Origin of the sequence: Ideonella sp. (genome assembly GCF_044358605.1) — a bacterium.
Lineage (GTDB): Bacteria > Pseudomonadota > Gammaproteobacteria > Burkholderiales > Burkholderiaceae_C > Ideonella.
Genome location: NZ_JBIKNQ010000043.1, coordinates 21,868 through 46,310 on the forward strand (window position 1 = coordinate 21,868; position 24,443 = coordinate 46,310).

General features: G+C 64.5%; 26 protein-coding genes. 18 read left to right on the top strand and 8 right to left on the bottom strand.

Translation table 11 applies throughout. The annotated features are described in order from the left end of the window. Positions 1-12 precede the first annotated feature (12 nt). Positions 13-666, top strand: a complete 654-nt coding sequence (locus ACIQ3Q_RS15160; protein ID WP_396269992.1) for an SCO family protein — start codon at positions 13-15, stop codon at positions 664-666. Between the two features lie 12 nt (positions 667-678). On the opposite strand, the gene ACIQ3Q_RS15165 is transcribed toward ACIQ3Q_RS15160, so the two are convergent. Next, positions 679-2,085 (bottom strand): FAD-binding oxidoreductase, encoded by a 1,407-nt coding sequence (locus ACIQ3Q_RS15165; protein ID WP_396269994.1) that lies wholly within the window; start codon positions 2,083-2,085, stop codon positions 679-681. A 2-nt stretch (positions 2,086-2,087) separates the two neighbouring features. Continuing rightward, a complete protein-coding gene (locus tag ACIQ3Q_RS15170) occupies positions 2,088-3,101 on the bottom strand; it encodes a hypothetical protein (protein WP_396269995.1) in 1,014 nt (337 codons plus the stop codon). Positions 3,102-3,290: 189 nt separating this feature from the next. Between ACIQ3Q_RS15170 and ACIQ3Q_RS15175 the strand changes: the two genes are divergently transcribed. The 9 genes from ACIQ3Q_RS15175 to ACIQ3Q_RS15215 all read left to right on the top strand — a co-directional run bounded on the left by ACIQ3Q_RS15175 (position 3,291) and on the right by ACIQ3Q_RS15215 (position 10,594). After that, positions 3,291-3,860, top strand: coding sequence for a cob(I)yrinic acid a,c-diamide adenosyltransferase (locus ACIQ3Q_RS15175; protein ID WP_396269997.1), 570 nt, complete (start codon positions 3,291-3,293; stop codon positions 3,858-3,860). Beyond that, entirely contained in the window at positions 3,857-5,017 is a 1,161-nt protein-coding gene (locus ACIQ3Q_RS15180) for an aminotransferase class V-fold PLP-dependent enzyme (RefSeq protein WP_396269998.1), read from the top strand. The genes ACIQ3Q_RS15175 and ACIQ3Q_RS15180 overlap by 4 nt, the downstream gene beginning before the upstream one ends. A gap of 91 nt (positions 5,018-5,108) precedes the next feature. Then, the gene (gene arsS / locus ACIQ3Q_RS15185) at positions 5,109-6,074 is read left to right on the top strand and encodes an arsenosugar biosynthesis radical SAM (seleno)protein ArsS (protein WP_396270000.1); all 966 of its coding nucleotides are present in this window, start codon (positions 5,109-5,111) and stop codon (positions 6,072-6,074) included. 6 nt (positions 6,075-6,080) lie between these two features. Continuing rightward, complete coding sequence (locus ACIQ3Q_RS15190) at positions 6,081-6,959, top strand: phosphate/phosphite/phosphonate ABC transporter substrate-binding protein (protein WP_396270001.1); 879 nt, start codon at positions 6,081-6,083, stop codon at positions 6,957-6,959. Next, complete coding sequence (phnE, locus tag ACIQ3Q_RS15195) at positions 6,956-7,819, top strand: phosphonate ABC transporter, permease protein PhnE (protein WP_396270002.1); 864 nt, start codon at positions 6,956-6,958, stop codon at positions 7,817-7,819. Before ACIQ3Q_RS15190 ends, phnE begins: the two co-directional genes overlap by 4 nt. After that, positions 7,816-8,553: an ATP-binding cassette domain-containing protein gene (locus tag ACIQ3Q_RS15200; RefSeq protein ID WP_396270003.1), complete on the top strand. Its 738-nt coding sequence runs from the start codon at positions 7,816-7,818 to the stop codon at positions 8,551-8,553. Before phnE ends, ACIQ3Q_RS15200 begins: the two co-directional genes overlap by 4 nt. Beyond that, positions 8,543-9,490, top strand: a complete 948-nt coding sequence (locus ACIQ3Q_RS15205) for a hypothetical protein (protein WP_396270004.1) — start codon at positions 8,543-8,545, stop codon at positions 9,488-9,490. Before ACIQ3Q_RS15200 ends, ACIQ3Q_RS15205 begins: the two co-directional genes overlap by 11 nt. 122 nt (positions 9,491-9,612) lie before the next feature. Continuing rightward, positions 9,613-10,113: a tetratricopeptide repeat protein gene (locus tag ACIQ3Q_RS15210; protein WP_396270005.1), complete on the top strand. Its 501-nt coding sequence runs from the start codon at positions 9,613-9,615 to the stop codon at positions 10,111-10,113. Between the two features lie 40 nt (positions 10,114-10,153). Continuing rightward, complete coding sequence (locus ACIQ3Q_RS15215) at positions 10,154-10,594, top strand: GFA family protein (RefSeq protein ID WP_396270006.1); 441 nt, start codon at positions 10,154-10,156, stop codon at positions 10,592-10,594. On the opposite strand, the gene mtnP is transcribed toward ACIQ3Q_RS15215, so the two are convergent. Continuing rightward, positions 10,595-11,482 (bottom strand): S-methyl-5'-thioadenosine phosphorylase, encoded by an 888-nt coding sequence (gene mtnP, locus ACIQ3Q_RS15220; RefSeq protein WP_396270008.1) that lies wholly within the window; start codon positions 11,480-11,482, stop codon positions 10,595-10,597. A gap of 93 nt (positions 11,483-11,575) precedes the next feature. On the opposite strand from mtnP, the gene ACIQ3Q_RS15225 reads away from it, so the two are divergent. The 5 genes from ACIQ3Q_RS15225 to ACIQ3Q_RS15245 are packed head-to-tail and all read left to right on the top strand — an operon-like array spanning position 11,576 to position 16,953. Beyond that, positions 11,576-13,726, top strand: a complete 2,151-nt coding sequence (locus ACIQ3Q_RS15225; protein ID WP_396270009.1) for an FAD-dependent oxidoreductase — start codon at positions 11,576-11,578, stop codon at positions 13,724-13,726. A gap of 2 nt (positions 13,727-13,728) precedes the next feature. After that, positions 13,729-14,436, top strand: a complete 708-nt coding sequence (locus ACIQ3Q_RS15230) for a TIGR04283 family arsenosugar biosynthesis glycosyltransferase (protein ID WP_396270010.1) — start codon at positions 13,729-13,731, stop codon at positions 14,434-14,436. Beyond that, positions 14,426-15,055: a TIGR04282 family arsenosugar biosynthesis glycosyltransferase gene (locus ACIQ3Q_RS15235; RefSeq protein WP_396270012.1), complete on the top strand. Its 630-nt coding sequence runs from the start codon at positions 14,426-14,428 to the stop codon at positions 15,053-15,055. The genes ACIQ3Q_RS15230 and ACIQ3Q_RS15235 overlap by 11 nt, the downstream gene beginning before the upstream one ends. Then, entirely contained in the window at positions 15,055-15,813 is a 759-nt protein-coding gene (locus ACIQ3Q_RS15240) for a DUF3047 domain-containing protein (RefSeq protein ID WP_396270013.1), read from the top strand. Before ACIQ3Q_RS15235 ends, ACIQ3Q_RS15240 begins: the two co-directional genes overlap by 1 nt. Before the next feature lie 6 nt (positions 15,814-15,819). Then, positions 15,820-16,953, top strand: coding sequence for an FAD-dependent oxidoreductase (locus tag ACIQ3Q_RS15245; protein ID WP_396270014.1), 1,134 nt, complete (start codon positions 15,820-15,822; stop codon positions 16,951-16,953). Between the two features lie 68 nt (positions 16,954-17,021). Here the strand turns inward: ACIQ3Q_RS15245 and ACIQ3Q_RS15250 are convergent, their stop codons facing one another. The 4 genes from ACIQ3Q_RS15250 to ACIQ3Q_RS15265 all read right to left on the bottom strand — a co-directional run bounded on the left by ACIQ3Q_RS15250 (position 17,022) and on the right by ACIQ3Q_RS15265 (position 19,263). Beyond that, complete coding sequence (locus ACIQ3Q_RS15250; protein WP_396270015.1) at positions 17,022-17,465, bottom strand: hypothetical protein; 444 nt, start codon at positions 17,463-17,465, stop codon at positions 17,022-17,024. Between the two features lie 94 nt (positions 17,466-17,559). Beyond that, positions 17,560-17,823, bottom strand: coding sequence for a Txe/YoeB family addiction module toxin (locus ACIQ3Q_RS15255; protein WP_396270017.1), 264 nt, complete (start codon positions 17,821-17,823; stop codon positions 17,560-17,562). Then, the gene (locus ACIQ3Q_RS15260) at positions 17,820-18,062 is read right to left on the bottom strand and encodes a type II toxin-antitoxin system Phd/YefM family antitoxin (protein WP_396270018.1); all 243 of its coding nucleotides are present in this window, start codon (positions 18,060-18,062) and stop codon (positions 17,820-17,822) included. Before ACIQ3Q_RS15260 ends, ACIQ3Q_RS15255 begins: the two co-directional genes overlap by 4 nt. Positions 18,063-18,135: 73 nt before the next feature. Further along, positions 18,136-19,263 carry a 3-deoxy-7-phosphoheptulonate synthase gene (locus tag ACIQ3Q_RS15265; protein WP_396270019.1) on the bottom strand — a complete coding sequence of 376 codons (1,128 nt, stop codon included), beginning with the start codon at positions 19,261-19,263 and terminating at the stop codon, positions 18,136-18,138. Between the two features lie 294 nt (positions 19,264-19,557). Between ACIQ3Q_RS15265 and ACIQ3Q_RS15270 the strand changes: the two genes are divergently transcribed. The 3 genes from ACIQ3Q_RS15270 (at position 19,558) to ACIQ3Q_RS15280 (ending at position 23,225) form a co-directional block, all read left to right on the top strand. Next, complete coding sequence (locus tag ACIQ3Q_RS15270) at positions 19,558-20,931, top strand: sulfatase (protein WP_396270020.1); 1,374 nt, start codon at positions 19,558-19,560, stop codon at positions 20,929-20,931. 329 nt (positions 20,932-21,260) lie between these two features. Beyond that, the gene (locus tag ACIQ3Q_RS15275; RefSeq protein ID WP_396270021.1) at positions 21,261-22,448 is read left to right on the top strand and encodes a hypothetical protein; all 1,188 of its coding nucleotides are present in this window, start codon (positions 21,261-21,263) and stop codon (positions 22,446-22,448) included. Positions 22,449-22,457: 9 nt separating this feature from the next. Further along, on the top strand, positions 22,458-23,225 hold the full coding sequence (locus ACIQ3Q_RS15280) for an acyltransferase (protein ID WP_396270023.1): 768 nt from the start codon (positions 22,458-22,460) through the stop codon (positions 23,223-23,225). A 13-nt stretch (positions 23,226-23,238) separates the two neighbouring features. Here the strand turns inward: ACIQ3Q_RS15280 and ACIQ3Q_RS15285 are convergent, their stop codons facing one another. Next, the gene (locus ACIQ3Q_RS15285; protein WP_396270024.1) at positions 23,239-24,261 is read right to left on the bottom strand and encodes a phytanoyl-CoA dioxygenase family protein; all 1,023 of its coding nucleotides are present in this window, start codon (positions 24,259-24,261) and stop codon (positions 23,239-23,241) included. Positions 24,262-24,443: the final 182 nt, after the last annotated feature.

Genomic DNA, 24,443 nt, shown 5'->3' on the forward strand with positions numbered 1-24,443 from the left:
CAGCCTGAGCCTATGCCCCTCAACACCCCACCCCTGATGCCCCGCCGCTCGGCGCTGCGCTGGGCATTGGCGGCGCCTTGGTGGCTGGCCGCTGCCCCCACGCTGGCCCAACAGGGCGCCGCGGCGGCCAAGCCCCCCGCAACCAAGGTTCACAAATATCCCTTTGGCCCTATCAAGCCGCCGCGCCCCTTGCCCACGCTGGCACTGACCACGCACACCGGGGCTAAGACGGACCTGGTGGCGCTCACGCGCGGCAAGCTCACGGCCATACAGCTGATGTTCACGGGCTGCAGCGCCATCTGCCCCATTCAAGGCGCGATCTTTGCGGCGGCTCAGCGCAAGCTGGCCAAGAGCATGCCCCAGGTGCAGTGGTTGTCGCTCAGCATCGACCCGCTGGGCGATGACCCCAAAGCCTTGGCCGCTTGGTTGAAGCGCCATGGCGCCCAGCCCGGCTGGACGGCCGCAGTGCCCGGCCTCAAAGACGCAGAAAGCCTGTTCGACATGATTGGCCGCCGCAGCAAAGATTTTGCCGGCGACATAGACCGCCACACCGCCCAGGTCTTCATCGCCGACCGCCAAGCCCGCTTGGTCTACACCACCGCCGACATGCCTTCACCCGAGGTGCTGGAAGAGGTGCTCAGGGAAATCGACCCGCTCAAGTTGTGAGCGGATGCGGGCTCACGCCGCAAAAATCTTGCCCGGGTTCATGATGCCCAGCGGGTCCAGCGCCTGCTTGATGGCGCGCATCAGGGCCACGCTGCCGGCGCCGGTTTCTTCGACCAAAAAGCCTTGCTTGTGCAGGCCAATGCCGTGCTCGCCGGTGCAGGTGCCCTGGGCGGCCAGGGCGCGTTGCACCACGGCGTCGTTCAGGCGCTCGGCGGTGTCTCGCTCTTCGGGAAGGGCTGGGTCGATCAGGTAGGCGATGTGGAAGTTGCCGTCGCCCACATGGCCCACCACAAAGTGCGGCAGGCCGGCGGCTTCGGCGTCGGCCAAGGCCGCAGTCACGCCCTCGGCCAGGTGCGAGATGGGCACGCAGGTGTCGGTGGTCACGGCGCGGCAGCCGGGCTTCATCTGCAAGCCTGAGAGGTAAGCGTGGTGGCGCGCGGTCCACAGCCGCGTGCGTTCCTCGGGCGTGGTGGCCCATTCAAAGTCGGCACCGCCCCACTCGGCGGCAATCTCTTGCACGGTGGCGGCTTGCTCTTTGACACTGGCGTCCGAGCCGTGGAACTCCATCAGCAGCATGGGCGCTTCGCGCAGGCCCAGCTTGTCGTGGGCGTTCACGGCGCGCACGGCATGGGCATCCAAAAACTCGCAGCGGGCAATCGGCACGCCCATCTGGATGACCTGGATGGTGGTGTTCACTGCTGAAGCCACATCGGGGAAGAAGCAAACGGCGGCGGCCACGCTCTCGGGCAGAGGATGCAGCTTGAGCGTGACTTCGGTGATCACGCCCAGCGTGCCTTCGCTGCCCAGCATCAGGCGGGTGAGGTCGTAGCCCGCGCTGCTTTTCTTGGCGCGGGTGCCGGTGCGGATGATCTCGCCCGAGGCCGTCACCACCTCCAGCGCCAACACGTTCTCGCGCATGGTGCCGTAACGCACGGCATTCGTCCCCGAAGCGCGCGTGGCGCACATGCCGCCCAGTGAGGCATCAGCGCCGGGGTCGATGGGGAAGAACAGGCCCGAATCTTTGATCTCGCGGTTCAACTGCATGCGTGTCACGCCGGGCTGCACCGTCACCGTCAGGTCTTCGGGGTGCAGTTGCAGCACGCGGTTCATGCGCGAGACATCCAGGCTGATGCCGCCTTGCACGGCCAGCAAATGCCCTTCGAGGGATGAGCCCGCGCCATAAGGAATGACCGGCACCCGGTGTGCAGCCGCCTGAGCCACCACAAAGGCGACTTCATCCGTGGATTCGGCAAACACCACCGCATCGGGTGGCGGCACATCAAAGGGCGACTCATCGCGGCCATGCTGCTCGCGCACGGCCAAGGCGGTGGTGAAGCGGGGGCCGAAGTGCTGGCTGAGGGCTGTGGTGAGCTCGCCGGGCAAACCGGCGGGTCGAAGGTTCAAATCGGGCGCATTCATGCTCACCAGCCCAGGCCCAAGGATGACCACAAAGACTGCCCACTGGCGCTCGTCAGCGTCAGGTCATAGCGCCCGCTGGTTTGGGCTTGCAGTTGCAGCACGTCGCCTGCGGCGTCGCGCAGTTGGCTGCTGCCGCTGCGCATCACGCCGTCGGGCCCGGCCATGAAGACGGCGGTGGAGCTGGCCGCAAAAAGCTGGCCGCCTAGGCCGATGGCACCGCTGAGTTCCAGATTCAGCTGTGCATCGGTTTGTGAGCCGTACAGGTCGTACTGCATCTGCTGCACCTCGCCCGAGGGCAGGGTCAGGCGGGCGTTTTGGTAGCTCATGCGGAAGCGCTCTTGCTGGCCTTCCGTGACCAGCCAGATGCGCACTGTGCCGTTGAGGGTGCCCTCACCCTGCACTGAAAAGTCGCTGAAGGTGGCGGTGGCGTCCAGGTTCAGCGCTGTGCCAATGGGGCTGACCGTCACGGCACTCATGGTCAGGTCGAACCGCCCATTCAAGCTAGGCTCGCCGGGGCCGGTGACGCAGGCGCTGAAGTTGGTCAACACGCTGTCGCCGCTGCTGAGCGTGCCATTGCCGTCCATGTCATCCACGGTCACCGTCATGCGGCCACCATAGGGACAGGGCAGGCTGCTGATGGTGGCGGTGCTGGCTTGGGCCCGCTGTGTGGGCAGCTTGGGGCCGGCTGAATAGAGCGCTTGGCGGGCCAGCAACAAGGGGCTGGGCAGGCCGCGGGCACCGCTTTGGCGGGCCGACAAGGCCTTGGCGCGGGCGGCAGCCGCTGGGCCGGTGACGCCGCCGGTGGCGTCACCACGCAGCGCCTTTGCTAAGCGGGCGCCCACTTGCAAAACGTTGCTGCTGTTGAGGTCCGCACCGGCGGTGGCGGAACCGCCACGCGCCCCACTCGGGAGGGTGACGCTACCCGCAGGGCCGATCTCATCGCCGCCGCCGCCGCAGGCGGCCAAGCCCAAGAGCAGGCTGGCGGTCAAAGGAGAAAGGAAGAGGGTGCGGCGCATGAGGGCTCCGATGAAACAACTTTGAATTTTGAAGATAGCACGAGCGCCCCGCACGAATGTGTCTGGGTGCCTGAGCGGTCGAGGGCGCGTCGGCGGCGGTGATTGTCCACGCCCAAGCCCTGACAGACTCAAGGGTTGCTCTGAAGTTCCTTGGGAGCAGGACGCTAGAGCTGCCTCTACACTGCCGCCATGGCAAATCGACTGACTCAAATTGCAACCCGCACCGGCGACGATGGCACCACCGGCCTGGGTGATGGACAACGTGTGCCCAAGGACCACCTGCGGGTGGAGGCCATGGGCGATGTGGACGAGCTGAACTCCCAGCTGGGCGTGTTGCTGGCCGAACCCCTGCCCGACGACATCCGCGAGCTGCTGGTGGTGATCCAGCATGAGCTGTTCAACCTGGGTGGCGAGCTGTCCATTCCCGGCTTCGAGCTGCTCAAAGAAGAAGCCGTGCTGCGCTTGGACGAGGCGCTGGAGCACTACAACGCCACGCTGCCCCGGCTCAAAGAGTTCATCTTGCCCGCAGGCACGCGCAGCGCGGCCCTGGCCCATGTGGCGCGCACCATGGCGCGCCGCGCCGAACGCGCCGTGGTGCGCCTGGCCGCCAGCGACACCGTGCGCTCGGCGCCCCGCCAATACCTGAACCGGCTCTCCGACCTGCTGTTTGTGCTGGCCCGCGTGCTTAACCGCGCCAACCTAGACGGCTTGGGCGGTGATGACGTGTACTGGCGCAGCGAGCGGCTGGCACGCGAATGACGCTGCGCGACCACTTCCTGCTCGACCCAGACATCGCCTTTCTGAACCACGGCTCCTTCGGAGCCTGCCCTCGGGAGGTACTGGAGGCGCAACAGCGCTGGCAGTGGGAGATGGAGCGCAACCCGGTGGACTTTCTCGGCCGCCGCTCGGCCGCTTTGCTGGCCGAGGCGCGCGACGCCCTGGGCACCGAGATCGGCGCGGCGGGCGCAGACCTGGTGTTTGTGCCCAACTCCACCACCGGGGTCAATGTGGTGGCCCGCTCCATCTGCCTGCAGGCGGGCGACGAAGTGCTCTCCACCAACCTGGAATACGGCGCTTGTGACGCGACCTGGCTGCGGGTGTGTGCACAGCAGGGCGCGCACTACCGGCAGGTGGAACTGCCGCTGCCCCTGCGCCCTGAGCAGGTGGTGGCCAGCCTGGTGGCCGCCATGGGCCCGCGCACGAGGCTGGTGTACCTGAGCCACATCACCTCCACCACGGCCTTGATCCTGCCGGTGGCCGAGGTCTGCGCCGCCGCCCGCGCGCGCGGAATTCCTGTGTTTGTGGATGGGGCGCACGCGCCGGGCCAGATCCCGCTGGACCTCTCGGCCCTCGGTGCTGACTTCTATGTTGGCAATTGCCACAAATGGCAGTGCGCGCCCAAGGGCTCGGCCTTTTTGCACGCCCGCCCCGAACACCAGCCCCTGCTGGACGCCACCGTCACCAGCTGGGGTTATGCGGCAGACAGCGGCGGCCATTCGGGGTTTGACGCCTACCTGGGCCGCAGCTTGTTTGAGCGCCGCATGCAGTGGCAAGGCACGCGCGACATCAGCGCGTGGCTGACGGTGCCCGCCGCCTTGGCCTTTCAGGCGCGGCACGACTGGCATCAGGTGCGCCAACGCAGCCACGCGTTGGCAGCCCAGGCGCAGCAGGCCTTGTGCCAGCGATTTGGCTTGGCGCCCATTTCGGGCGACGAGGCCTGGGCGCAGATGGTGGCCATCCCCGTGCCCCCGCAAGACCCCGAGGCCTTGCGCCAGCGCCTGTGGGTGGAGAGCCGCATCGAAGTGCCCATCACCCAGCATGGGGGCCAGACCTTTGTGCGGGTGTCCGCCCAGGCCTACACCAGCGAGGCCGACATCGAGCGGCTGTTGGCGGCCCCGGCCTTGCGCTCGCCCTGAGGGACGGCGCCCGCCATGCTGTCATGGCGCCGGGTGTAAGGTTCGGGCTTGGCCGCCGACTCACGTTCTCAGACACGCACACCTCACGCCCATGCATCCCACCTTACCTCTGTTGGTTCACACCGAGTTCCCCGCCTTGCGCCGCGGTGTCATCGAGACACTGCAAGTCAACCTGGGCTACCGCTGCAACCAGAGCTGCCTGCACTGCCATGTCAATGCGGGGCCGAATCGCACCGAGGAGATGTCGGCCGACACGGTGGATTTGGTGGTTCAAACCCTGGCGGCCAACTCCAGCCTGCGCACTCTGGACTTGACCGGCGGCGCGCCCGAGCTGAACCCACACTTTCGGCGTTTGGTGGTGGCGGCGCGGGCGCGGGGCGTCAAGGTCATCGACCGCTGCAACCTCACCATCCTGGAAGAGCCCGGCCAAGACGGCTTGGCCGAGTTCTTGGCGGCGCACCAGGTCGAGGTGGTGGCCTCGCTGCCCTGCTATCTGGAAGACAACGTCAACAAGCAGCGCGGCCAAGGCGTGTTTGACGCCAGCATCCGCGGCCTGCAGCGCCTGAACGCGCTGGGCTACGGCCAGCCCGGCAGCGGCCTGGTGCTGAACCTGGTCTTCAACCCCCAAGGCCCCAGCCTGCCGCCGCCGCAAGTGGCGCTGCAGGCCGACTACCAGCGCCACCTGGGCGAGCACTTTGGCGTGGTCTTCAACCAGCTCTTCACCTTGGCGAATATGCCCATCCAGCGCTTTGGCTCGACCTTGGTCTCCAAGGGCCAGTTCAACAGCTATATGCAACTGCTCAAGAGCGCGCACAGCGACGCCAATGTGCCCGGCGTGATGTGCCGCAGCCAACTCAGCGTGGACTGGCAGGGCTATCTCTACGACTGCGACTTCAACCAGCAACTGGGCTTACCGCTGGCGCATGAGGGCCAAGCACGCCAACACCTCAGCGAGCTGGTGTGCAGCGAGCTGGAAGACGGCCCCATCCGCGTGGCCGACCATTGCTTTGGCTGCACGGCGGGGCAAGGCTCCAGCTGCGGCGGCGCGTTGAACTGAGTCCGTATGAGCACCCTTCACCGCCGCGCCGCGCTGGCGCTGCTGGCCGCAGCCAGCGTTTGCACCGCGCCCACCGCTTGGGGCCAAGACAAAGTCTTGCGCTTTGGCGTGGGCCTCTATCAGCCCGACAAAGAAAAGAACGATGCCACCTACCGCCCCTTGGCCCAGCACTTGGCCAAGCAGTTGGGCCGCGAGGTCAAGCTCTACACCGTGGACAGTTGGGAAGGCCTGGCCAAGTCTTTGGCGGCTGGTGAGACCGACATCGCGCTGATGGGCCCTTGGGGCTATGTGCTGGCCAACCATGTGGCCGGTGCCCAGGCCGTGGCCACCATTCTTTATGACAACAAGCCCGAGTACCACGCCATCATGGTCACCCACCCCGGCTCGGGCATCCGCAGCGTGGCCGACCTCAAGGGCAAGACCTTTGCCTTTGGCGACAAGGGATCGACCTCGGGCTACCTGATCCCCTATCACCACTTTCAGAAGCAGGGCCTGGAGCCCGAGACCTTTTTGGGCAAGGTCCTCCACACCAAGCACCAGGCCATTGAGCTGCAGGTGACCCGCCGCGAGCTGGATGCAGGCGCCGACTACAACCGCAACCGCGACGCCATGATTGCCGAGGGGCTGATCAAGGCCTCCGACAGCGTGGTCTTCTGGACCTCGGACCCGCTGCCCAATGACGCGGTGGCCGTGCGCGCCGAGTTGGCCCGCGATGCCGCCTTTGTGGCCCAACTTCGCGCCGCCCTGGCCAGCGTGGGCCCCGCGCTCAAGGCCAACCCGGCGCTGCTGCCCCCGCGCTACAGTGGCTTTGTTCCCAAAGATAACGCGTTTTATAAGCCGATCCGCGACGCAGGCCTGGCCACCGGCAAGCTCAACACCCGATGAGTTCTGGCCTGTCCTTGGTGCAAGCCTGGGCCTGGCGTTGGGCGGCCATCGGCTTGGTCGTGGTGAGCGCCTGGACGCTGGCCCAAGAAGGCGAGCTGGGCTGGGGCCGCAAGCCCTGGCAGAACCTGCAAACCACGGTGGCCGAGCTGGCCCAGCCGAGCTGGCTCAAGCTCTGGTTTGGCGACCCGGCCCGCGAGCTGCGCAATGAAGACGGCGAGCTGCTGCGCGTGATCAACGAGCCCGAGGTGGAGGCCCGCTACCTGGCCGGTGTGGGCCGTGCGCTGTGGACGACGCTGCGCATGGCCACGCTGGGCACGGTGGCCGCCATGCTCTTGGCCCTGCCGCTGGCGCTGCTGGCCGCGCGCAACCTGGGCGCACCCGCGCCCTTGCGCTGGGGCGCCAAGGCGGTGCTGGACGCCCTGCGCGCCGTGCACACCCTGGTGTTTGGTTTGTTCCTGGTGGGCATCGTGGGCCTGGGCGCCACGGCCGGCATTCTGGCCATTGCCCTGCACTCGGCCGGCTCGCTGGGCAAGCTTTGGGCCGAGTCCATCGAGTCGCTGGACATGGCGCCTGTGGACGCAGTGCGTGCCACCGGCGCCCGCCCGGCGCAGGTCTTTTTCTTGGGCGTGTGGCCGGCGGTGCTGCCGCAAGGCTTGTCGCAAGCGCTCTATGTCTGGGAGTTCAATCTGCGGGACTCCACCATCCTGGGTTTGGTGGGCGCCGGCGGCTTGGGCCTCTTGGTGTCCGAGGCCATCTCGCTGTTCCAGTGGGGCCGCTTGGCCACGCTGTTGATGGCCATTGTCGTGTTGGTGAGCCTGGTGGACGCTGCCAGCCGCCGACTGCGCCAGAGGCTGCTGTGATCCACGCCGAGCACCTCGGCTTGCAGGCTGCAGGCCGCCCTTTGCTGCAAGGCCTGAACTGGCGCGTGGCGCCCGGCCAGCGTGTGGCCGTGCTGGGCCACAACGGCGCGGGCAAGTCCACGCTCTTGCGCAGCTTGGCCGGCTTCATGCCGGTGGCCCAGGGCCAGCTCAGCGTGATGGGCACGGCGCTGCACGACAAACCCTCAAACTCAGCGTTAAGTGCTTTGCGCGCTCAAGTGGCCCAGGTCCACCAAGGCGTGCATTTGGTGGGCCGCCTGAGCGCTTTGGACAATGTCTTGATCGGTGGCGCGGCGCGCTACACGTCCCCCATGAGCTGGCTGCGCCGCTGGCCCCGCGCCGAGCAAGAGGCCGCCCGCGCGGCACTGGCCCGTGTGGGCTTGGGCGATGCCGCCCTGCGCCGGGCCGACACGCTCTCTGGCGGCGAGCGCCAAAAAGTGGCCATGGCCCGCGCCCTCCACCAGCGCGCCCGCCTGCTCTTGGCCGACGAGCCCACCGCCGCCCTGGATGTGCGCGCCGAGGACGAACTGCTGACCCTGCTGGACGGCCTGGTGCGCGAGCAAGGCCTGACCCTGATCAGCGTGGTGCATGACCTGCGCCTGCTGCCCCGCTTGGCCGACCGCGTGCTGGTGCTGCGCCAAGGCCGCGCCGTGCTGGACGCGCCCCTGGCCGACGTGACCCCCGACACTTTGAGTGAGGCCTTGCATGCCCCCTGACGCCCCCGCCTCGCCACCGGGCCGAAGCTGCCCGCTGCGCTACCACTACGGCCCCCGCGCCATCGCCCAGGCACCGCTGCAAACCGCCCACACCCTGTATGTGGCCGGCGGCCTCTATGGCAACACAGCCGCCCTTGCCGAGCTGCTGCGCATGGTGGCGGCTGAGCCCGGTGCCACGCTCATCTTTAACGGTGACTTCAACTGGTTCAATGTGCGCGACGCCGACTTTGTGCACATCAACCAAGCCGTGCTGCAGCACCACGCGCTGCAAGGCAATGTCGAGGCCGAGTTCCACACCCCCGGTGACGAGGCTGACTGCGGCTGCGCCTATCCGGCAGCCGTGGACGACGCCGTGGTGCAGCGCTCCAACGCCATCCACCGCCAACTCAAAGCCACCGCACGCCGCCACCCTGAGTTGCTGCATCGCTTGGCCGCCCTGCCCATGGTGGCCCGCTTCCAAGTGGGCGAGGCCCGCGTGGGCATGGTGCATGGCGACGCCCAATCCCTTGCCGGTTGGGGCTTTGACGCTGAAGCCCTGCAGGCCGCAGACGCCGCACAGCGCTATGCGCCCTGGTTTGAGCAGGCCGAGGTCGAGCTCTTTGCCTGCAGCCACACTTGCGCACCGGGCATGGCCGTCTATGGGGCTCAGTCGCCACACGCGTTTCACCCGCCTCACGCCGGTGATCGTGCCATCGTCAACAACGGGGCCACCGGCATGCCCAACCGCGCGGGCGACCTGCGCGGCTTGGTCAGCCGCATTGCGCTCAAGCCCTCACCCCACCCGGTGTGGGCCGAGCGGCAAGCCACAGGCGTCTATGTCGCCCTGCTGCCCGTGGCCTACGACACCGTCGCGTGGGCGGCGGACTTCAGCGCGCAATGGCCGGAAGGCTCAGCGGCCGCTTTGTCTTATGGGCGGCGCATGCTGGAAGGCGCTTGAGGCCGGGGTTGGCCTCGATCTATATTGCATGGCTTGTCCGTGCTGCCGCCAGGTTTCGCAGCAGAAGACCGCCACAGCGTCTTTTCCTATCCCATCCCTTCGCTTGCCGAGGAGCCCGACCCATGACCCCCGCCCAGACTCAGCGCTGCACCTTGCTGCTGTCCACCATCATTACCCTGATGGCATTGACCACCAGCCCGACAGCCAGCGCCGCTGACACACCGCAGACGGAAGTGGCCACCAGCGATGCCTTGGCCCCCGCAAGAGCCTTGATTGCGCAAGGCAAGTGGCCGGAGGCCGTGGCCGCGCTTCAGAAGGTCAACGACAGCGGCAACGCGGATTGGAACAACTTGATGGGCTACAGCCTGCGCAAAGGCAAGACGCCTGATTTGGCCGGTGCCGAGCGCTTCTACAACGCTGCTTTGCGCATCAACCCCAAGCACCGCGGCGCCTTGGAGTACAGCGGCGAGCTTTATCTGATGCTGGGCGATTTGCCCAAGGCCGAAGCGCGCTTGGCCGAATTGGAAAAGGCCTGCCGCTTTGGCTGTGAAGAGTTGACCGACTTGAAAGATGCGGTGGCGCAATTCAAAGCCAAAGGCAGTGCCGCCGTCGTCAAGCCCTGAGCAGTCAGCTCGTTCACCATCGTCATTGCGACCACACACCATGCACATCACCGGCCATTGCCATTGCGGCCAGATCAGCTTCACGGCCTTGGTGGACCCGAGCCGCGTCATCGCCTGCCATTGCGAGGACTGTCAGCGCTTTTCCGGCGGGCCGTTTCGGGCGGTGCTGCCCACCCCGGCCGATCAGGTGCAGCTGACGGGCACGCCGCGCCACTATATGAAGGTGGCCGACAGCGGCAACCGCCGCGTCCAGGCCTTTTGCGGTGAGTGCGGCACGCAGCTCTACGCTTGCGAGCCCGAGAACCCCAGCGTGCTCAACATTCGGCTGGGCTGTGTGGACCAGCGGGCGGAGCTGCCCCCTCAGGTGCAGATCTGGGGCCACTCGGCCATGCCGTGGTTGGCGGGCTTGGCAGAGGTGCCCCTGCATGAGAAGGGCTCGGGCAGCGCCCGCGGTGCCTACCCAGGGCAGCAACTGCCCTGATCACCCACCCCGCTCGGCACTTACCCGCGCCAGCAGTGGCGCCAGCCGTGCCCGGGTGGCCTCGGGCATGGCGGCGGGTGGCGTCACCAAGGCAGCGCTCAGCGCCGTGTGGGCGGGGCTGGCGGGCCAGCTTTGGGCCAGGCGTTTCACCACTTGGGTGACCAGGGTTTGGGCGCGCTGGGCGTTTTGCTGCAGGTTGGCGATGGCCATCTCTGCGGTCACGCAGGCCTGATTAGCGCGCCAGCAGTCCCAGTCGGTGGCCAGGGCCAGGGTGGCATAGGCGATTTCGGCCTCGCGGGCCAGGCGAGCCTCGGGCATATTGGTCATGCCGATGATGCTGGCGCCCATGCTGCGGTACCAGTGCGACTCGGCCCGGGTTGAAAACGCCGGGCCTTCAATGCAGACATAGGTGCCGCCTTCATGCAGGCGCACCGCGCTGTCGTTCAGCTCGCCCCAAGCCTGGGCCACCGTCTGGCGCAGGACCGGGCACAGTGGGTCGGCTAGGGAGACATGGGCCACGGCGCCGTCGCCAAAAAAGCTGCCTGCGCGCTGGCGGGTCAGGTCGATGAACTGGTCGGGCAGCACCAAGTCCAGCGGGGCGATCTCCTCGCGCAGCGAGCCCACGGCCGAGACGGACAGGAGATACTCAACCCCCAACTGTTTCAAGGCATGGAGGTTGGCCCGGAAGGGCACTTGGCTGGGAATCAGGTGATGGTGGCGGCCATGGCGGGCCAAAAAGACCACGGGCACACCGCCCAACAAGCCCTGCATCAGGGCGTCAGAACACGGGCCATAGGGCGTGTCCAGGTGCAGCTCTTGCAGCTCGGTCAGGCCTTCCATGCGGTAGAGGCCGCTGCCGCCGATGATGCCGATACGAGGGGAATCCATGGTTTTCTCCGTCAAGGTGTAAGGAATCGTGCGCCTCGTACGCCTAATGGAGGCGTCGTGAGATTCCGGCGTGCAGTATGTAGGCGAATCATCATGAAACTGAACGCGAAGTGGTGGGCCCTGGCGGCCCTGGTGGTGGCGGTGGGCCTGTTCCAGGCCCTGGGGGGTAGCCAATATCTCAGCTTAGAAGCCATCAAGAACAGCCAAGCCGCTTTGCAAAGCGCCACGGCAGCCCAGCCGTTGCTGGCGGCGGCGGTGTACTTCGTGGTGTATGTGCTGGCCACAGCCTTGTCGCTGCCGGGGGCCACGGTGATCACCCTGGTGGGGGGCGCCTTGTTTGGCCTGGGTTGGGGGCTGTTGATCGTCTCGTTTGCGTCCAGCCTGGGGGCGACGCTGGCCTTCTTGGCCTCGCGCTGGCTGCTGCGCGACACCGTGCAGGCCCGGTTTGGCGACAAGCTGGCCGCACTGAACGAGGGCGTCAAGAAGGACGGCGCCTTCTACCTGTTTGGCCTGCGCCTCGTGCCGCTGTTCCCGTTTTTCATGATCAACCTGGCCATGGGCCTGACGCCCATCCGCCCCTGGACGTTCTATTGGGTCAGCCAAGTCGGCATGTTGGCGGGCACGGCGGTGTATGTGAATGCGGGCACTCAACTGGCGCAGATCAATAGCCTGTCGGGTTTGGCATCGCCCAGCCTGATTGCGGCCTTTGCACTGCTGGGCGTGTTCCCGCTGCTGGCGCGCAAGCTGATGGATGCGCTGCAGGCCCGCAAGGTCTATCGCGGCTTCGCCAAGCCCAAGACCTTTGACCGCAACTTGGTGGTCATTGGCGGCGGGGCGGCCGGCTTGGTCACCTCCTACATTGCCGCAGCAGTGAAGGCCAAGGTCACGCTGGTGGAAAAGCACAAGCTGGGCGGCGACTGCCTGAACACCGGCTGCGTGCCCTCCAAGGCGCTGATCCGCTCGGCCAAGTTCGTGGCCCAGGTCAAGAAGTCTCCCGACTGGGGCATTGCGCGCGCCCACGCAGAGTTTGACTTTGCCGAGGTCATGGGCCGCGTGCACCGCGTGATCGGCCAGATCGAGCCGCATGACTCCGCCGAGCGCTATCGCGGCTTGGGGGTGGACGTGGTGCAGGGCGCGGCCCGCATCGTCAGCCCCTGGGAAGTGGAGATCACCCACGACGACGGCACGGTGCAGAGCCTGACCACCCGCGCCATCGTCATTGCCGCCGGGGCTCGGCCCTTTGTGCCGCCCATCCCAGGCTTAGATCAAGTGGAGGTGCTGACCTCCGACTCGCTGTGGAGCCTCAAGACCTTGCCGCGCCGCTTGCTGGTGCTGGGCGGTGGCCCCATCGGCAGCGAGCTGACCCAGGCCTTCAACCGCCTGGGCTCGCAAGTCACGCAGGTGGAGATGGCCCCGCGCCTGCTGGCGCGTGAAGATGCGGATGTGTCTGAAGCGGTGATGCAGCGCTTTGCTCAAGAAGGCGTGGACGTGCGCGTGGGCCATGCGGCTAAGCGCGTGGTGGTCGAAGGCGGCGAGAAGTTCTTGGTGGCCGAGCATCAGGGCCAAGAGGTGCGCATCGCCTTTGATCAGATCTTGGTGGCCGTGGGCCGCCAGGCCAACTTGCAGGGCTATGGCCTGCAAGAGCTGGGGGTCACCACCGGCCGCACGGTGGAGGTCAACGGCTATTTGCAAACCAACTTCCCCAACATCTATGCGGCGGGCGATGTGGCCGGCCCCTACCAGTTCACCCACACGGCGGCCCACCAGGCGTGGTATGCGGCCGTCAACGCCTTGTTCGACCCGATCAAGAAATTCAAGGCTGATTACCGGGTGATCCCCTGGGCCACCTTTGTGGACCCTGAGGTGGCGCGCGTGGGCCTCAATGAGCAAGAAGCTCAAGCTCAAGGCGTGCCTTATGAGGTGACGCGCTACGGCATTGACGACCTGGACCGCGCCATTGCCGACGGCACTGCCCACGGCTTTGTGAAGGTCTTGACCGTGCCCGGCAAAGACAAGATCCTGGGCGTGACCATCGTGGGCGATCATGCCGGTGACCTGCTGGCCGAATACGTGCTGGCCATGAAGCACGGCCTGGGGCTCAACAAGATTTTGGGCACCATCCACACCTATCCCACGCTGGCTGAGGCCAATAAATACGCGGCGGGCGAGTGGAAGCGGGCGCATGCGCCACAAGGCCTGCTGAGGTGGGTGCAGCGCTTCCATGCTTGGCGGCGGGGGGCTTGATCATGAGCACGCTCAGCATCATTGTTCCCGTCTTGAACGAGGGCAGTCACCTCGCCCGCAAGCTCAGCCTCTTGCAATCCATGCGTCGCCGTGGGGTGGAGGTGGTGGTGGTCGACGGCGGCAGCCGTGACGACACCCTGGCGCAGGCCCACGACTGGGCCGATGTCATCCTCACAGCCCCACGCGGCCGCGCCAGCCAGATGAATGCCGGAGCGCGGGCAGCTTCGGGCCAGATCTTGCTGTTTTTGCATGCCGACACGGTGTTGCCGCCATGGGCCCACGAACGGGTGTTCGAGGCCCTGGCGCCCTTCACCCACGCTTGGGGACGCTTTGATGTCTGCATCGAAAGCCCCTTGCTGATGCTGGAGGTGGTGAGTTGGGCCATGAACACCCGCTCGCGCTGGACAGGCATGGCCACGGGTGACCAAGCCCTGTTCATGCACCGCAGCCTGTTCGACCGCGTGGGCGGCTTCCCCGACCTGCCCTTGATGGAAGACATTGCCATGAGCAAGTTGCTCAAGCAGCAGGTGCGACCCGTGTGCTTGCGGGAGTGCGTGCGCACCTCGGCCCGCCGCTGGGAGCAGCATGGCGTTTGGCGCACCATCTTCTTGATGTGGCGTTTGCGGGCGGCTTACTTCTTTGGTGCTGACCCCCGCGGTTTGGCACGCGCCTATGGCTACCAACCGCGCGACACCTGCCATGAGCGCTGAGCACCCTGTCTGCCTGGCCGTGTTGGCCAAGGCGCCCACCCCGGGCTTGGCCAAAACCCGCTTGATCCCGGCGCTGGGCGCGGTGGGCGCAGCCCGCTTGCAACGTCACTTCACGCAGCGCGCGCTGCGCACCGCCGTGGCCAGCGGCCTGGGGCCGGTGACCTTGTGGTGCGCGCCCACGGTGTCGCACCGCTTTTTTCAGGCCCTGCGGCGCGCGGCGCTGCCGGTGGCCCTGCGCACCCAGCCCGAGGGCGACTTGGGGCTGCGCATGTTGACGGCGCTGCAGGCGGGCTGCGGCCAGGGGCCCACGCTGCTGATCGGCACCGACTGCCCGGCGCTGAGCCCTGCTCATCTGCAGGCGGCCGCAAGGGCCTTGCATCAAGGTGCGGAGGTGGTGTGCCAGCCCGCCGAGGACGGTGGCTATGTGTTGATCGGCATGCGTGCGCCCCAGCCCACCTTGTTCACCGACATGCCCTGGAGCACCGCCGAGGTGATGCCCCAAACCCGCGCACGCGCGCAAGCGGCGGGCTTGCGCCTGCACGAGCTGCCGCCCCTGTGGGATGTGGACAACCCCGAAGACCTGCCGCGCTGGCAAACCCTTTTTGAAAGTGACGCATGATGCAACGACGTTTATTAGTGACGGGCGGCCTGGCGGCAGTGGGGGCCAGGCTGCTGACCGCGCCGCACGGGGCGCGGGCCCAAAGTGGGTCGGCCGCTTTACCCAGCCAGCCCACGCCGTTCTCCAAAGCCGCCCCTGGCACCGCACTGCCCGCGGGCTGGAAGCACCAGGTGCTGCCCAAGGTCAAACAGGCCAACCGCTTTGCCCTGGTGGCCGACGAGGGCGTGACGGTGTTGCAGGTCAGCTCCAAGGCCAGTGCGTCGTCTTGGCTGGCGCCTTTGAATGTGCCGGCTGCCCAAGCCACCACCTTGCGCTGGCGCTGGAAGGTGTCGCAGTCCTTGCCGGCGTCCGATCTGCGCAGCAAGGAGGGTGACGACTATGCGGCCCGCCTTTATGTGACCTTTGACTTGCCGCTGGAGCGCCTCTCCGGGCTGGATCAGTTGCGCATCGAATCCGCACGGCTGATCTCGGGCACCGAGATCCCCGCTGCGTCCATCTGCTATGTGTGGGGCCATGCCCAGCCCGTGGGCGCGCACGGCCCCAACCCCTACACCGACCGCGTCCACATGAAGGTGCTGGACAGTGGGCCTGAGCATGCTGGCCAGTGGCGTGAGCTGCGTGTCAACCTGGCGCAGGACTGGGCCCAGGCCTTTGGCGGCCCCATGCCGCCCATCAACGGCATTGCCTTGAGTGCGGACACCGACAACAGCGGTAGCAGCGTGCAAGCTTGGTTTGGCGATGTGCGCTTTGACGCTTAACGCGATATGAAGCGACTGGTTTTGCTGGGGGGCGGCCACGCCCATGTGGGTGTGCTGGCGGCCCTGGCCCAAGCGCCGCTGCCGGGCTGGCAGGTGGAGATGGTCACGCCTTTTGCGCGGCAGATCTACTCGGGTATGTTGCCCGGCTGGCTGGCCGGGCAATACGGCTTGGACGAGTGCGCCATCGCGCTCAAACCCCTGCTGTGGCGTGCTGGTGTGACCCTGCGCCAAACCGCTGGCGTGGGGCTGGACCTGGACGCTCAACGCGTGCGCACCGCAGACGGCCAAAGCCTGCCCTACGACCTGCTCTCCATCGACACCGGCCCCATGCCGGCCCTGCACAGCCTGCCCGGTGCCCGCGAACATGCCCAGCCCGTGCGCCCCATCGAAGACTTTGTGGCGGCTTGGCCCCCTTTGGCGCAGCGCATGGCCCGCTCACCGCGCTTCAGGCTGCTCATCTTGGGGGCCGGTGCGGCCGGTGTGGAGCTGGCTTTTGCTCTGCACGCCCGCGCTCAGCGAGAGGTCTGGCCCCAGCTTCAGGTGGCGATCTGCGGCAGCGACGAGCTGCCCCTGCCCGGCCTGCCCGGCAGCGCCCGCCGCCGCACGGTCCGCTGGCTCACCGAGCGCGGCATCACCTGGCTGGGTGGGCGGCGCGCCAGCCGGGTCGAGCCCGGCCAACTGTGCTTTGAAGCGCACCCTGCCGAGCCCTTTGACGCCTGCTGGGTGGTGACGGGTGCCGCCGCCCCCACTTGGCCCGCCGCCAGCGGCTTGGCCGTGGACGAGCGGGGCTTCATCGCAGTCGGCCCCACCCTGCAAAGCCTCAGTCACCCGCAGGTCTTGGCCGCGGGTGACGTGGCGGCGCTCATGGCCAGCCCGCGCCCCAAATCCGGCGTGTTTGCCGTGCGCGCTGGGCCGGTGCTGGCCCGCAATCTGCGCGCCCTGGCGCTGGGCACAGAGCCCGAGCCCTGGCAGCCCCAACGCCGCGCCTTGTACCTGCTGAACACCGCCCAAGACCACGCCCTGGCCACCTGGGGGCCACTGGTGGCCGATGGGGCTTGGGCGTGGCGGTGGAAAGATCGGATTGATCGAGGGTTTATGAAGCGGTTTGGGGCAGACCTTGCCGGTGCGCGACGCGATTGAGGTCGCTCAACAAGCAAGGTTCACTCTCGCTGCAACGAGAGACGCCCCACCGCCGTTTCAGGCCGAATCTAGCGCTGGGAGGGAAATTCGACATGGGCATAGGGGAGCATCCCACGAGACCACCAGCTCAGCTTCACGGCTCGGTCGTTGATGAAGAGCACATCAAAGTGCTCTTCCAGAGGGTTGCGGCTGGGCGGATCTTCTAGTGACCAATAGGACTTCGAAGACGTAGCACCGGGCGCAACGATATTCGCTGAAAGCTTCGGTCCTCGGCTAAACGGCGCGTACCCCAAGCGTTCAGAAATCTGCGCTTCTGTTGCGCCGGGAGGAACCACTTGTATGACAAGCTTGACGCGCGCTTGCTCGTCAGTGGACAGCTTCCCCCAGCCGAATTCGCAATCACCCAGCGCCTTGCATGTTCGAATGCTTGGTGCCGAGTCAGGTGATTCCGCAGACGCGACGCTGCAAACAGCCAAGGCAGAAACAAATGCACAAGCGAGTTGAAGCTTCATGTGGATCAGCTTTCAGTCAAGTTCTGCTCTGCAAAGGCGTTCAGCGCAGATCATGAAGGAGCGGCGCTCGGTGCAACAAAAGCCAAGCATGCCATTACTCATAGTGCGACCACATGCGCAGCACTTTGACCGTGTTCTGAGCGGGCAGCACTTCATAGACTAAACGGTGCTGAATGTTGATGCGCCTGGAGTAAGCGCCCGCCAAATCGCCCACCAGCTTTTCGTAGGGAGGTGGGTTTTGGAAGGGGTTCTCCCTCAAGATGCTGAGCAGCTCTTGGGCTTTGGCCTTCAGGCCGCCGGCCGCCAGCTTTTGCGCATCCTTCAGGGCGTGTTTGGCGAAGACCACCACCCACGTCACCAGTCCAACTCCTTGGCGCAAGTGTCTAGAGGTTCAGCCATGCCTTCCTTGATGGACTCGCGCATGCCGGGTACCGACAGCAAGTAGAGCGTTTCCTGGATGGCATGCCAGTCTTCAGCCGACACAAGCACCGCGTCGTGACGTTTGCCGGCGATGGTGATGGGCTGGTGCGACTCGGCGGCCTGGTCCATGAGGCGGTACAGGTTGGCGCGGGCTTCGCTGGCGGTGAGGGTCTGCATAGTGGCTCCTTAAGACCTGAGCGTACGCTTAGAAGTACGTTTAGTCAAATCCACAAGCCCACAGCCCCTGGCCTCACCCCCTGCGCGCCTTCACCGCCGCGCTCAGCACGTCCAGCACCTTCACCGAGTCGTCCCAGTTGATGCAGGCGTCGGTGATGCTTTGGCCGAAGGTTAGGCTGTTTGCATCATCTTTGCCCGGGGTGAATTTCTGGGCGCCGGCGATGAGGTGGCTTTCGACCATCGCGCCGAAGATGTGGCGGCTGCCGCTGCTGATCTGCTCAGCGATGTCGGTGGCCACATCGACTTGGCGCTGGTGTTGCTTGCTGGAGTTGGCGTGGCTGCAATCGACCATCAGGCTGGGGGTCAGTTTGGCGGCTTCCAGCTCTTTACAGGCGGCAGCCACCGACACACGGTCGTAGTTGGGCGTCTTGCCGCCGCGCAGTATGACGTGGCAGTCTTTGTTGCCCTTGGTCTCGACGATGGCCACCTGGCCATTCTTGTGGATGGACAAGAAGTGGTGCGGTTTGCTGGCGGCTTGGATGGCGTCGCAGGCGATCTTCAAATTGCCGTCGGTGCCGTTCTTGAAGCCCACGGGGGCGGACAAGCCGGAAGAAAGCTCACGGTGGACTTGGCTTTCGGTGGTGCGCGCACCAATGGCGCCCCAGGAGATCAGATCGCCGATGTATTGGGGGCTGATCACGTCCAAGAACTCGGAGCCGGCCGGCACGCCCATGCGGTTGATCTCCAGCAGCAGCTGGCGGGCAATGCGCAGGCCTTCGTCGATGCGGTAGCTCTCGTCCAAGTAGGGGTCGTTGATCAGGCCCTTCCAGCCCACGGTGGTGCGGGGCTTCTCGAAGTAGACGCGCATCACGATCTCCAGCGTGTCGGCGTACTTGTCACGCTCTACCTTTAGCCGGCGGGCGTACTCCAGCGCGGCGGCTGGGTCATGGATGGAGCAGGGGCCGATCACCACCAGTAGCCGGTCGTCCTTGCCGGTGACCAACTTGCGGATGGTCTGGCGCGTGGCATTGATGAGCTTTTCAATCGGGGTGCCTGCCACGGGGAAGAAGCGGATCAGGTGCTCGGGCGGCGGCAGCGGGGTCACGTCTTCAATGCGCTGGTCATCGGTTTCGCTGGTGCGCTCACTGAGCGACAGGCTGCTGCGCAGGTCACTGGCGGGGGTCACAGACTTGGCGTTCATCAATAGCTCCTAGGGCGGGTGCAGGCTGGATGGCGGGCAAAAAAAAACCGCCGGGAGAGCCGGCGGTTTCTTCGAGGGTTTGTTCGCTTGTATCAGGTGCGCACGTTTGCCTCTTGAGCCGCCTTGAAGGGCAAGAACCAAAAATAGGCGAAAAAGAAAGCGGGTGCACGCATGATGGGCGGACTTTAGCATGGGCTGGCTGGCGGGAGGCTGACAGGCGTGGGAACCGTGGGGGTCGCATAGGCTTGAGGCAATTGGTATCCTTTTGCACCCTTGACATAAACCAAGAACATCATGAAGAGACGCACACTTTTGCAAGCAGCGGGCATCAGCGCCACAGTGTTGGGCTGTGGCGGCGGAGCCGGTGAAACAACGCCACCACCACCACCACCACCGCCATCGGGTGGGCGGAATATTTTGTTGATCTCTATCGACGACCTCAACGACTGGGTAGGGTTTTTGAAGGGGCATCCGCAGGTCAAGACGCCGAATCTCGACGCCTTGGCGGCGCGTTCGACCGTGTTCGAGCGCGCCTATTGCACGGCACCCACATGCACGGGCTCACGGGCTGGTGCATTGACGGGCTTGTCTGTGCAGTCCACCGGTGTCTGGGATCTGAATCACACCTTCAGGGCACTGAATCCAGGCAAGCCCATGGTGAACGACATGCTGCGCAGTGCAGGTTTTGCCGTTCAAACCATTGGTAAGGTGGATCATGTGTTTCAGTTGGGTGATCAGCCACTGCCTGACACCATTCCCTATGCCAACAAGATTTGCTCGAGTGCGGCCACACTTGGCGTGGGTGCGTTTGATTGGGGCCCCACCTTGGGTCCGGATAGCGGCCAGCCTGACTATCGCTTTGCCCAGGCCGGCATTGACTTTCTGGCGAAAGCCTCGACCACCCGGCCCTTTTACTTGGCAGTGGGCCTAGTGCGAACCCATGTGGGCTGGTACGTACCGAAGCGCTTTTTCGACATGTATCCGAAAGAGACCCTGGTGCTACCCAACCCTCCTGCGGACGATTTGGATGATCTTGGTCCTGCCGGTAAGGCCATGGCTTTGAAGTTCAACTTCCACGATTGCATTACCCGCCAGAACCTTTGGGCTGATGCTGTGCAGGCCTATCTGGCCAGCATTTCTTGGGTGGACGAACAAGTAGGCCGTCTGATCGCTGCCCTTGACGCAAGCCCGCATGCCGCCACGACCAATGTGGTGCTTTGGAGTGACCACGGCTTCCATTTAGGTGAGAAGTTCCATTGGCACAAGCAAGCGCTATGGGAGCGCAGCACGCGAGTTCCATTCCTCTTCAAGCCTGCCACTCAGAGTGTTGGAACGACAGTGAGTGCTTGCGTCAGCTTGAGGGATATGGTTCCTACTTTGCTGGATTACGCCAATGTGAGTCCTGCCTATGCCATGGATGGCCGCAGTCTCCGGGGCTTGGTGGAGCAGCCCAGCCGAGCCTGGAATGTGCCGGTGTTGACCACTCACCAGCAGCATGATCATGCGGTGCGTACCGAGTCTTGGCGATATATCCGCTATGCCAATGGCGAGCGCGAGTTGTATGACGTGCGCCTAGACCCGGACGAATACCGCAACCTAGCGCGCCTCAGTGGCTATGAAGCGGTGATGGCGGAACTGGATGCGCTCATGCCCGCTCGGCCAAGCTGACCTTGACTTAAGCCCAATCTGCCAGCAAACCTCCCTGCTGTTTACGTTCATGCATTGACCTGTCCCTGCCGAAACCCTAGCCATGCGTGGCCAGGTGTGCCACGCCTTGGCAAGCGGGGGCAGGCATGGTCGGCACACAGTCATTTTTACGGCAACGCAGTGGGCTCACTGGCGTGCAGCGGGCCGGTCGTTTCGGTGCCACCTTGTTGGCAGTATGGGCGCTGGTGGCTTGTGGCGGTGGGGGGGGTGAGGCCCCTGCAGCGGTCACGCCACCGACAGAGCCGCCTGCAGGTGGCGGCCCCGACAACGGGCAAAGCACTGGACCGGCCTTGAACCTGAACGCCGAGAGCTTTCGCTTTCAGCCCACGGCGGCGGCGGCCCAGACTGGCGCTTTGGAGAGCGTTGTTGATCAGGGCTCACTCTTTACTGCTTGGAATCCAAACGATCACAACACGGCGCTCAAGCCAGGCATGAAGGTGATGTTTTTTGGAACAGCTCAGGGCTGTGCGGCGGGCACTCAAGGGCCTTTGTTGCCCATCCCTAAGGCTCGCCTAGACGAATTGGCCGATCTGACAGGGTTCCCAGCAATTGCAGTGTTGGACAAGCTGACATGGACCCCTTCGGGCAATGCCGAGGGCTGCGATGGCAGCACGCGCAGCCGTTCAGGAGGGTCGTCGGTCTTCATCAACGCTGATGATCAGCGCGGTGCGGTGGCGATATTGACCACCTCCGGACCGCAGTCAGATGGCGTTGCCCCTTTCTTGGGGCCGTTTGACGCCAAAGGACAAAACGGGACTGGAGCCAATGCCCATATCATGGGGAGTTTCGTCAATTTTCGTCATGCTTGGTGGAAGGCGGACCCCCTCCAACCTTGGTTGACCAACGGCGTGGCCCGGCTCCAGAGTGTTCAGAGTATTGGAGTCCTGCGCGTTGCTGCCGCATCAAGTGTGACCGCGCAAGTCAAGCAACAGATGATGGCGACCTTCCTGAACACTACTTGTGCCAAAGAGTTGGGCAGTCAGGGCAAGCCTTGCCAAATCCAGTACCTGTTCAACACTGGCATTCAGCGCACGGGTGTCAGTGACTGGTCGACAGTCGACTGGTTCAACAAGCCAGGCATTTGGTTTGACCCTGCGCAGGGCAACATTCCCGTGGTAGATGGGCCCGTGCCCGTATCCGGTCAGACTGCGGTGGAACCTGCCATGGGCGTCGCTCTGTACACCTCACAGGGCAGTAGCACCCAACACAAGGCCTTCACGGGGCGCGTGTTCGATGTGGCCATTACCTTCGCCCAGCTTCAGCATGTCTTGAGGTACACCACAGCCAAAGCGACATCCTCTCCGGTCTCAAGCGTATCGGAATCGCAATTGCAGCGCGAGTGGGGCAGTGAATGGAACCAGCCGTCTGCGTGGGTCCTGCTGTCGGCGGACATTGGTCAAGAGGTCTACAACCCCGACACTAACACTCGCGTTGAAATAGCGGGTGGCTTCACCTCCATTTACGCAGGCGCCCAGTAAACTGGCCGCATGTCACTCAACATCGTTGCTTTCGAACCGCTGCTTCGGGTGATGGGCGTCGCCCCCTCGCTCGCTAGATTTGCTCCCAAGAGTCGCTTTCACACTCTGAAGACCATCCTCTTGCGGGACAGCCCTCTTATCCAAGGCATGAAAGCAGAGTTTGACGAGACCTGCTTCTTGACACTGCCGGAAGAAGCAGACCACAGGTCATTCTGTGCCCAGGTGACCCTACAAGGGCATGGTGGCAAGGCCCATTACAGCGGCGTTCATTTGGCCATACTGACCCCGCGAGCCGTGATGAGCATAGTGCTCGGCGACGACCATCTCAAAGTGGTCATTGGCTCAGACTGCGTCATTCGGGGAGGTTGGCAGCTCTTTGGACGCGCCACAGTATTTGTTGGCGATCACACCACTATGGGCCAAGTCCGCCTGATTGGAGCGCGTGCAGATGTCGTGATTGGTGATGACGGGCAATTCTCGGACGAGGTGATTTTGCAGTCCAGCGACCAGCATCCCATCTTTGACTTGGACACAGGCCAGGCCGTTAACGCGCATCGCCGCAAGATCTGGATCGACCGACACGTGTGGGTTGGGAGGCGTGCCATGGTCATGCCCGATGCCCGCATTGGAGCGGGCAGCATCGTGGCTGCAGGATCGGTGGTGACTCAAGAGGTGCCCAAAGAGTGCCTCGCCGCAGGCGTCCCAGCTCGGGTCATTAAGGAGCGTGTGGGCTGGGCGCGGGAATTCGGCCAAGCCCCGCCCGGTTTGAGCGCTTAGGATAATTGAGCATCTAGCGGCGCGAAATCCCCCCGTCAAACAATATCGGCGCGCGCCCGTGTTCGTCCATGTCCGCCAAGGCGTAATGACGGCATGAGAACCCGTCGCCTGACGGCATCAGGTGCTCGTGATAACCCGAACCAATTCGGGTCATGTAATTGGCTTTGACGCTCTTGGGTGCAAAGTGCAGCACATAGCTGCGGCGTGTATGAAAATTGCTGATGCGGGTTCCGCCGTGGGGCAGGTCGGCATGCCACAACAGAACGTCACCTTTCTTGGGTAGAAAGGTCTCCAAACTCATGCCTGAGACCTCAGCGCGCTCCCGCAGTCCTTTCAAATATCGTTGGTGCTCCTCAGTGCCATCTTGCGACTGAATCCAATGCTTGCGGGTGCCCCCGAAGAGATGATGAGGAAGTCGATGTCCTCCAGGGTAGTAGCAAAGCTCGCCAGTGCCCGGTTGGACATCTTCCAAAGCAATCCAGATGGCCGCCAATGCCAGCGGCTTTCTAGAGACCACATAGGCGGTGTCTTGGTGAACGGCCTGCTGTGAACCGTACTCAAAATACAGCGACTGAATCGCCAATGCGGGCTCGCCAAAGACCAAATTCAAGAGCCGCGAAGCCCTGGGGGTGAAGACTGCTTCACGGGCCGCCTGCGAGACGGCATACAAGTCGATGATGCGGTGGCCCAAATGAAACTCTCCCATCTGGGCGGGGTTGATATAGGCCCCCTTATCTCGTACTACATAGTCTTCAGGGTATGCCCGGACGCGATGAGCGTCTGCCACGATTTGGTCAGCGAGATCCTCAGAGATGGCCTGAGGAATCACCAGATAGCCTTGGGACATGAACTGCCTCAAATCCGTCTCAGACTGGGCGTCGAGCCCCAAGCTTGACACCTTATCCTGCGCATTTTCTTGGTCGATCCACAACTCACCTAGCGCTGAATCTTGCGCCTGCGGGACTTGGATCGATGCCACTGTTTGATTCGGGGGCGATGCGAATTCGCCCCCCTGCTTCTTCAAAAATCCAAACACGTTTGTCCTCCTCGGGTCCTTGTTAACAAGCTTTCGTTGATGTGCTCACGCGCAGGCCTAACAGGCTGCTGAAATACCGACCGGTTGTGATGGTCGAGCGAGGCGCAGCGAGGACAATGTGAGCATCTCGATCTGAGAGAGACCTATGCGCGGCGCCGACACCTTCACCGAGAGCCTGTTCA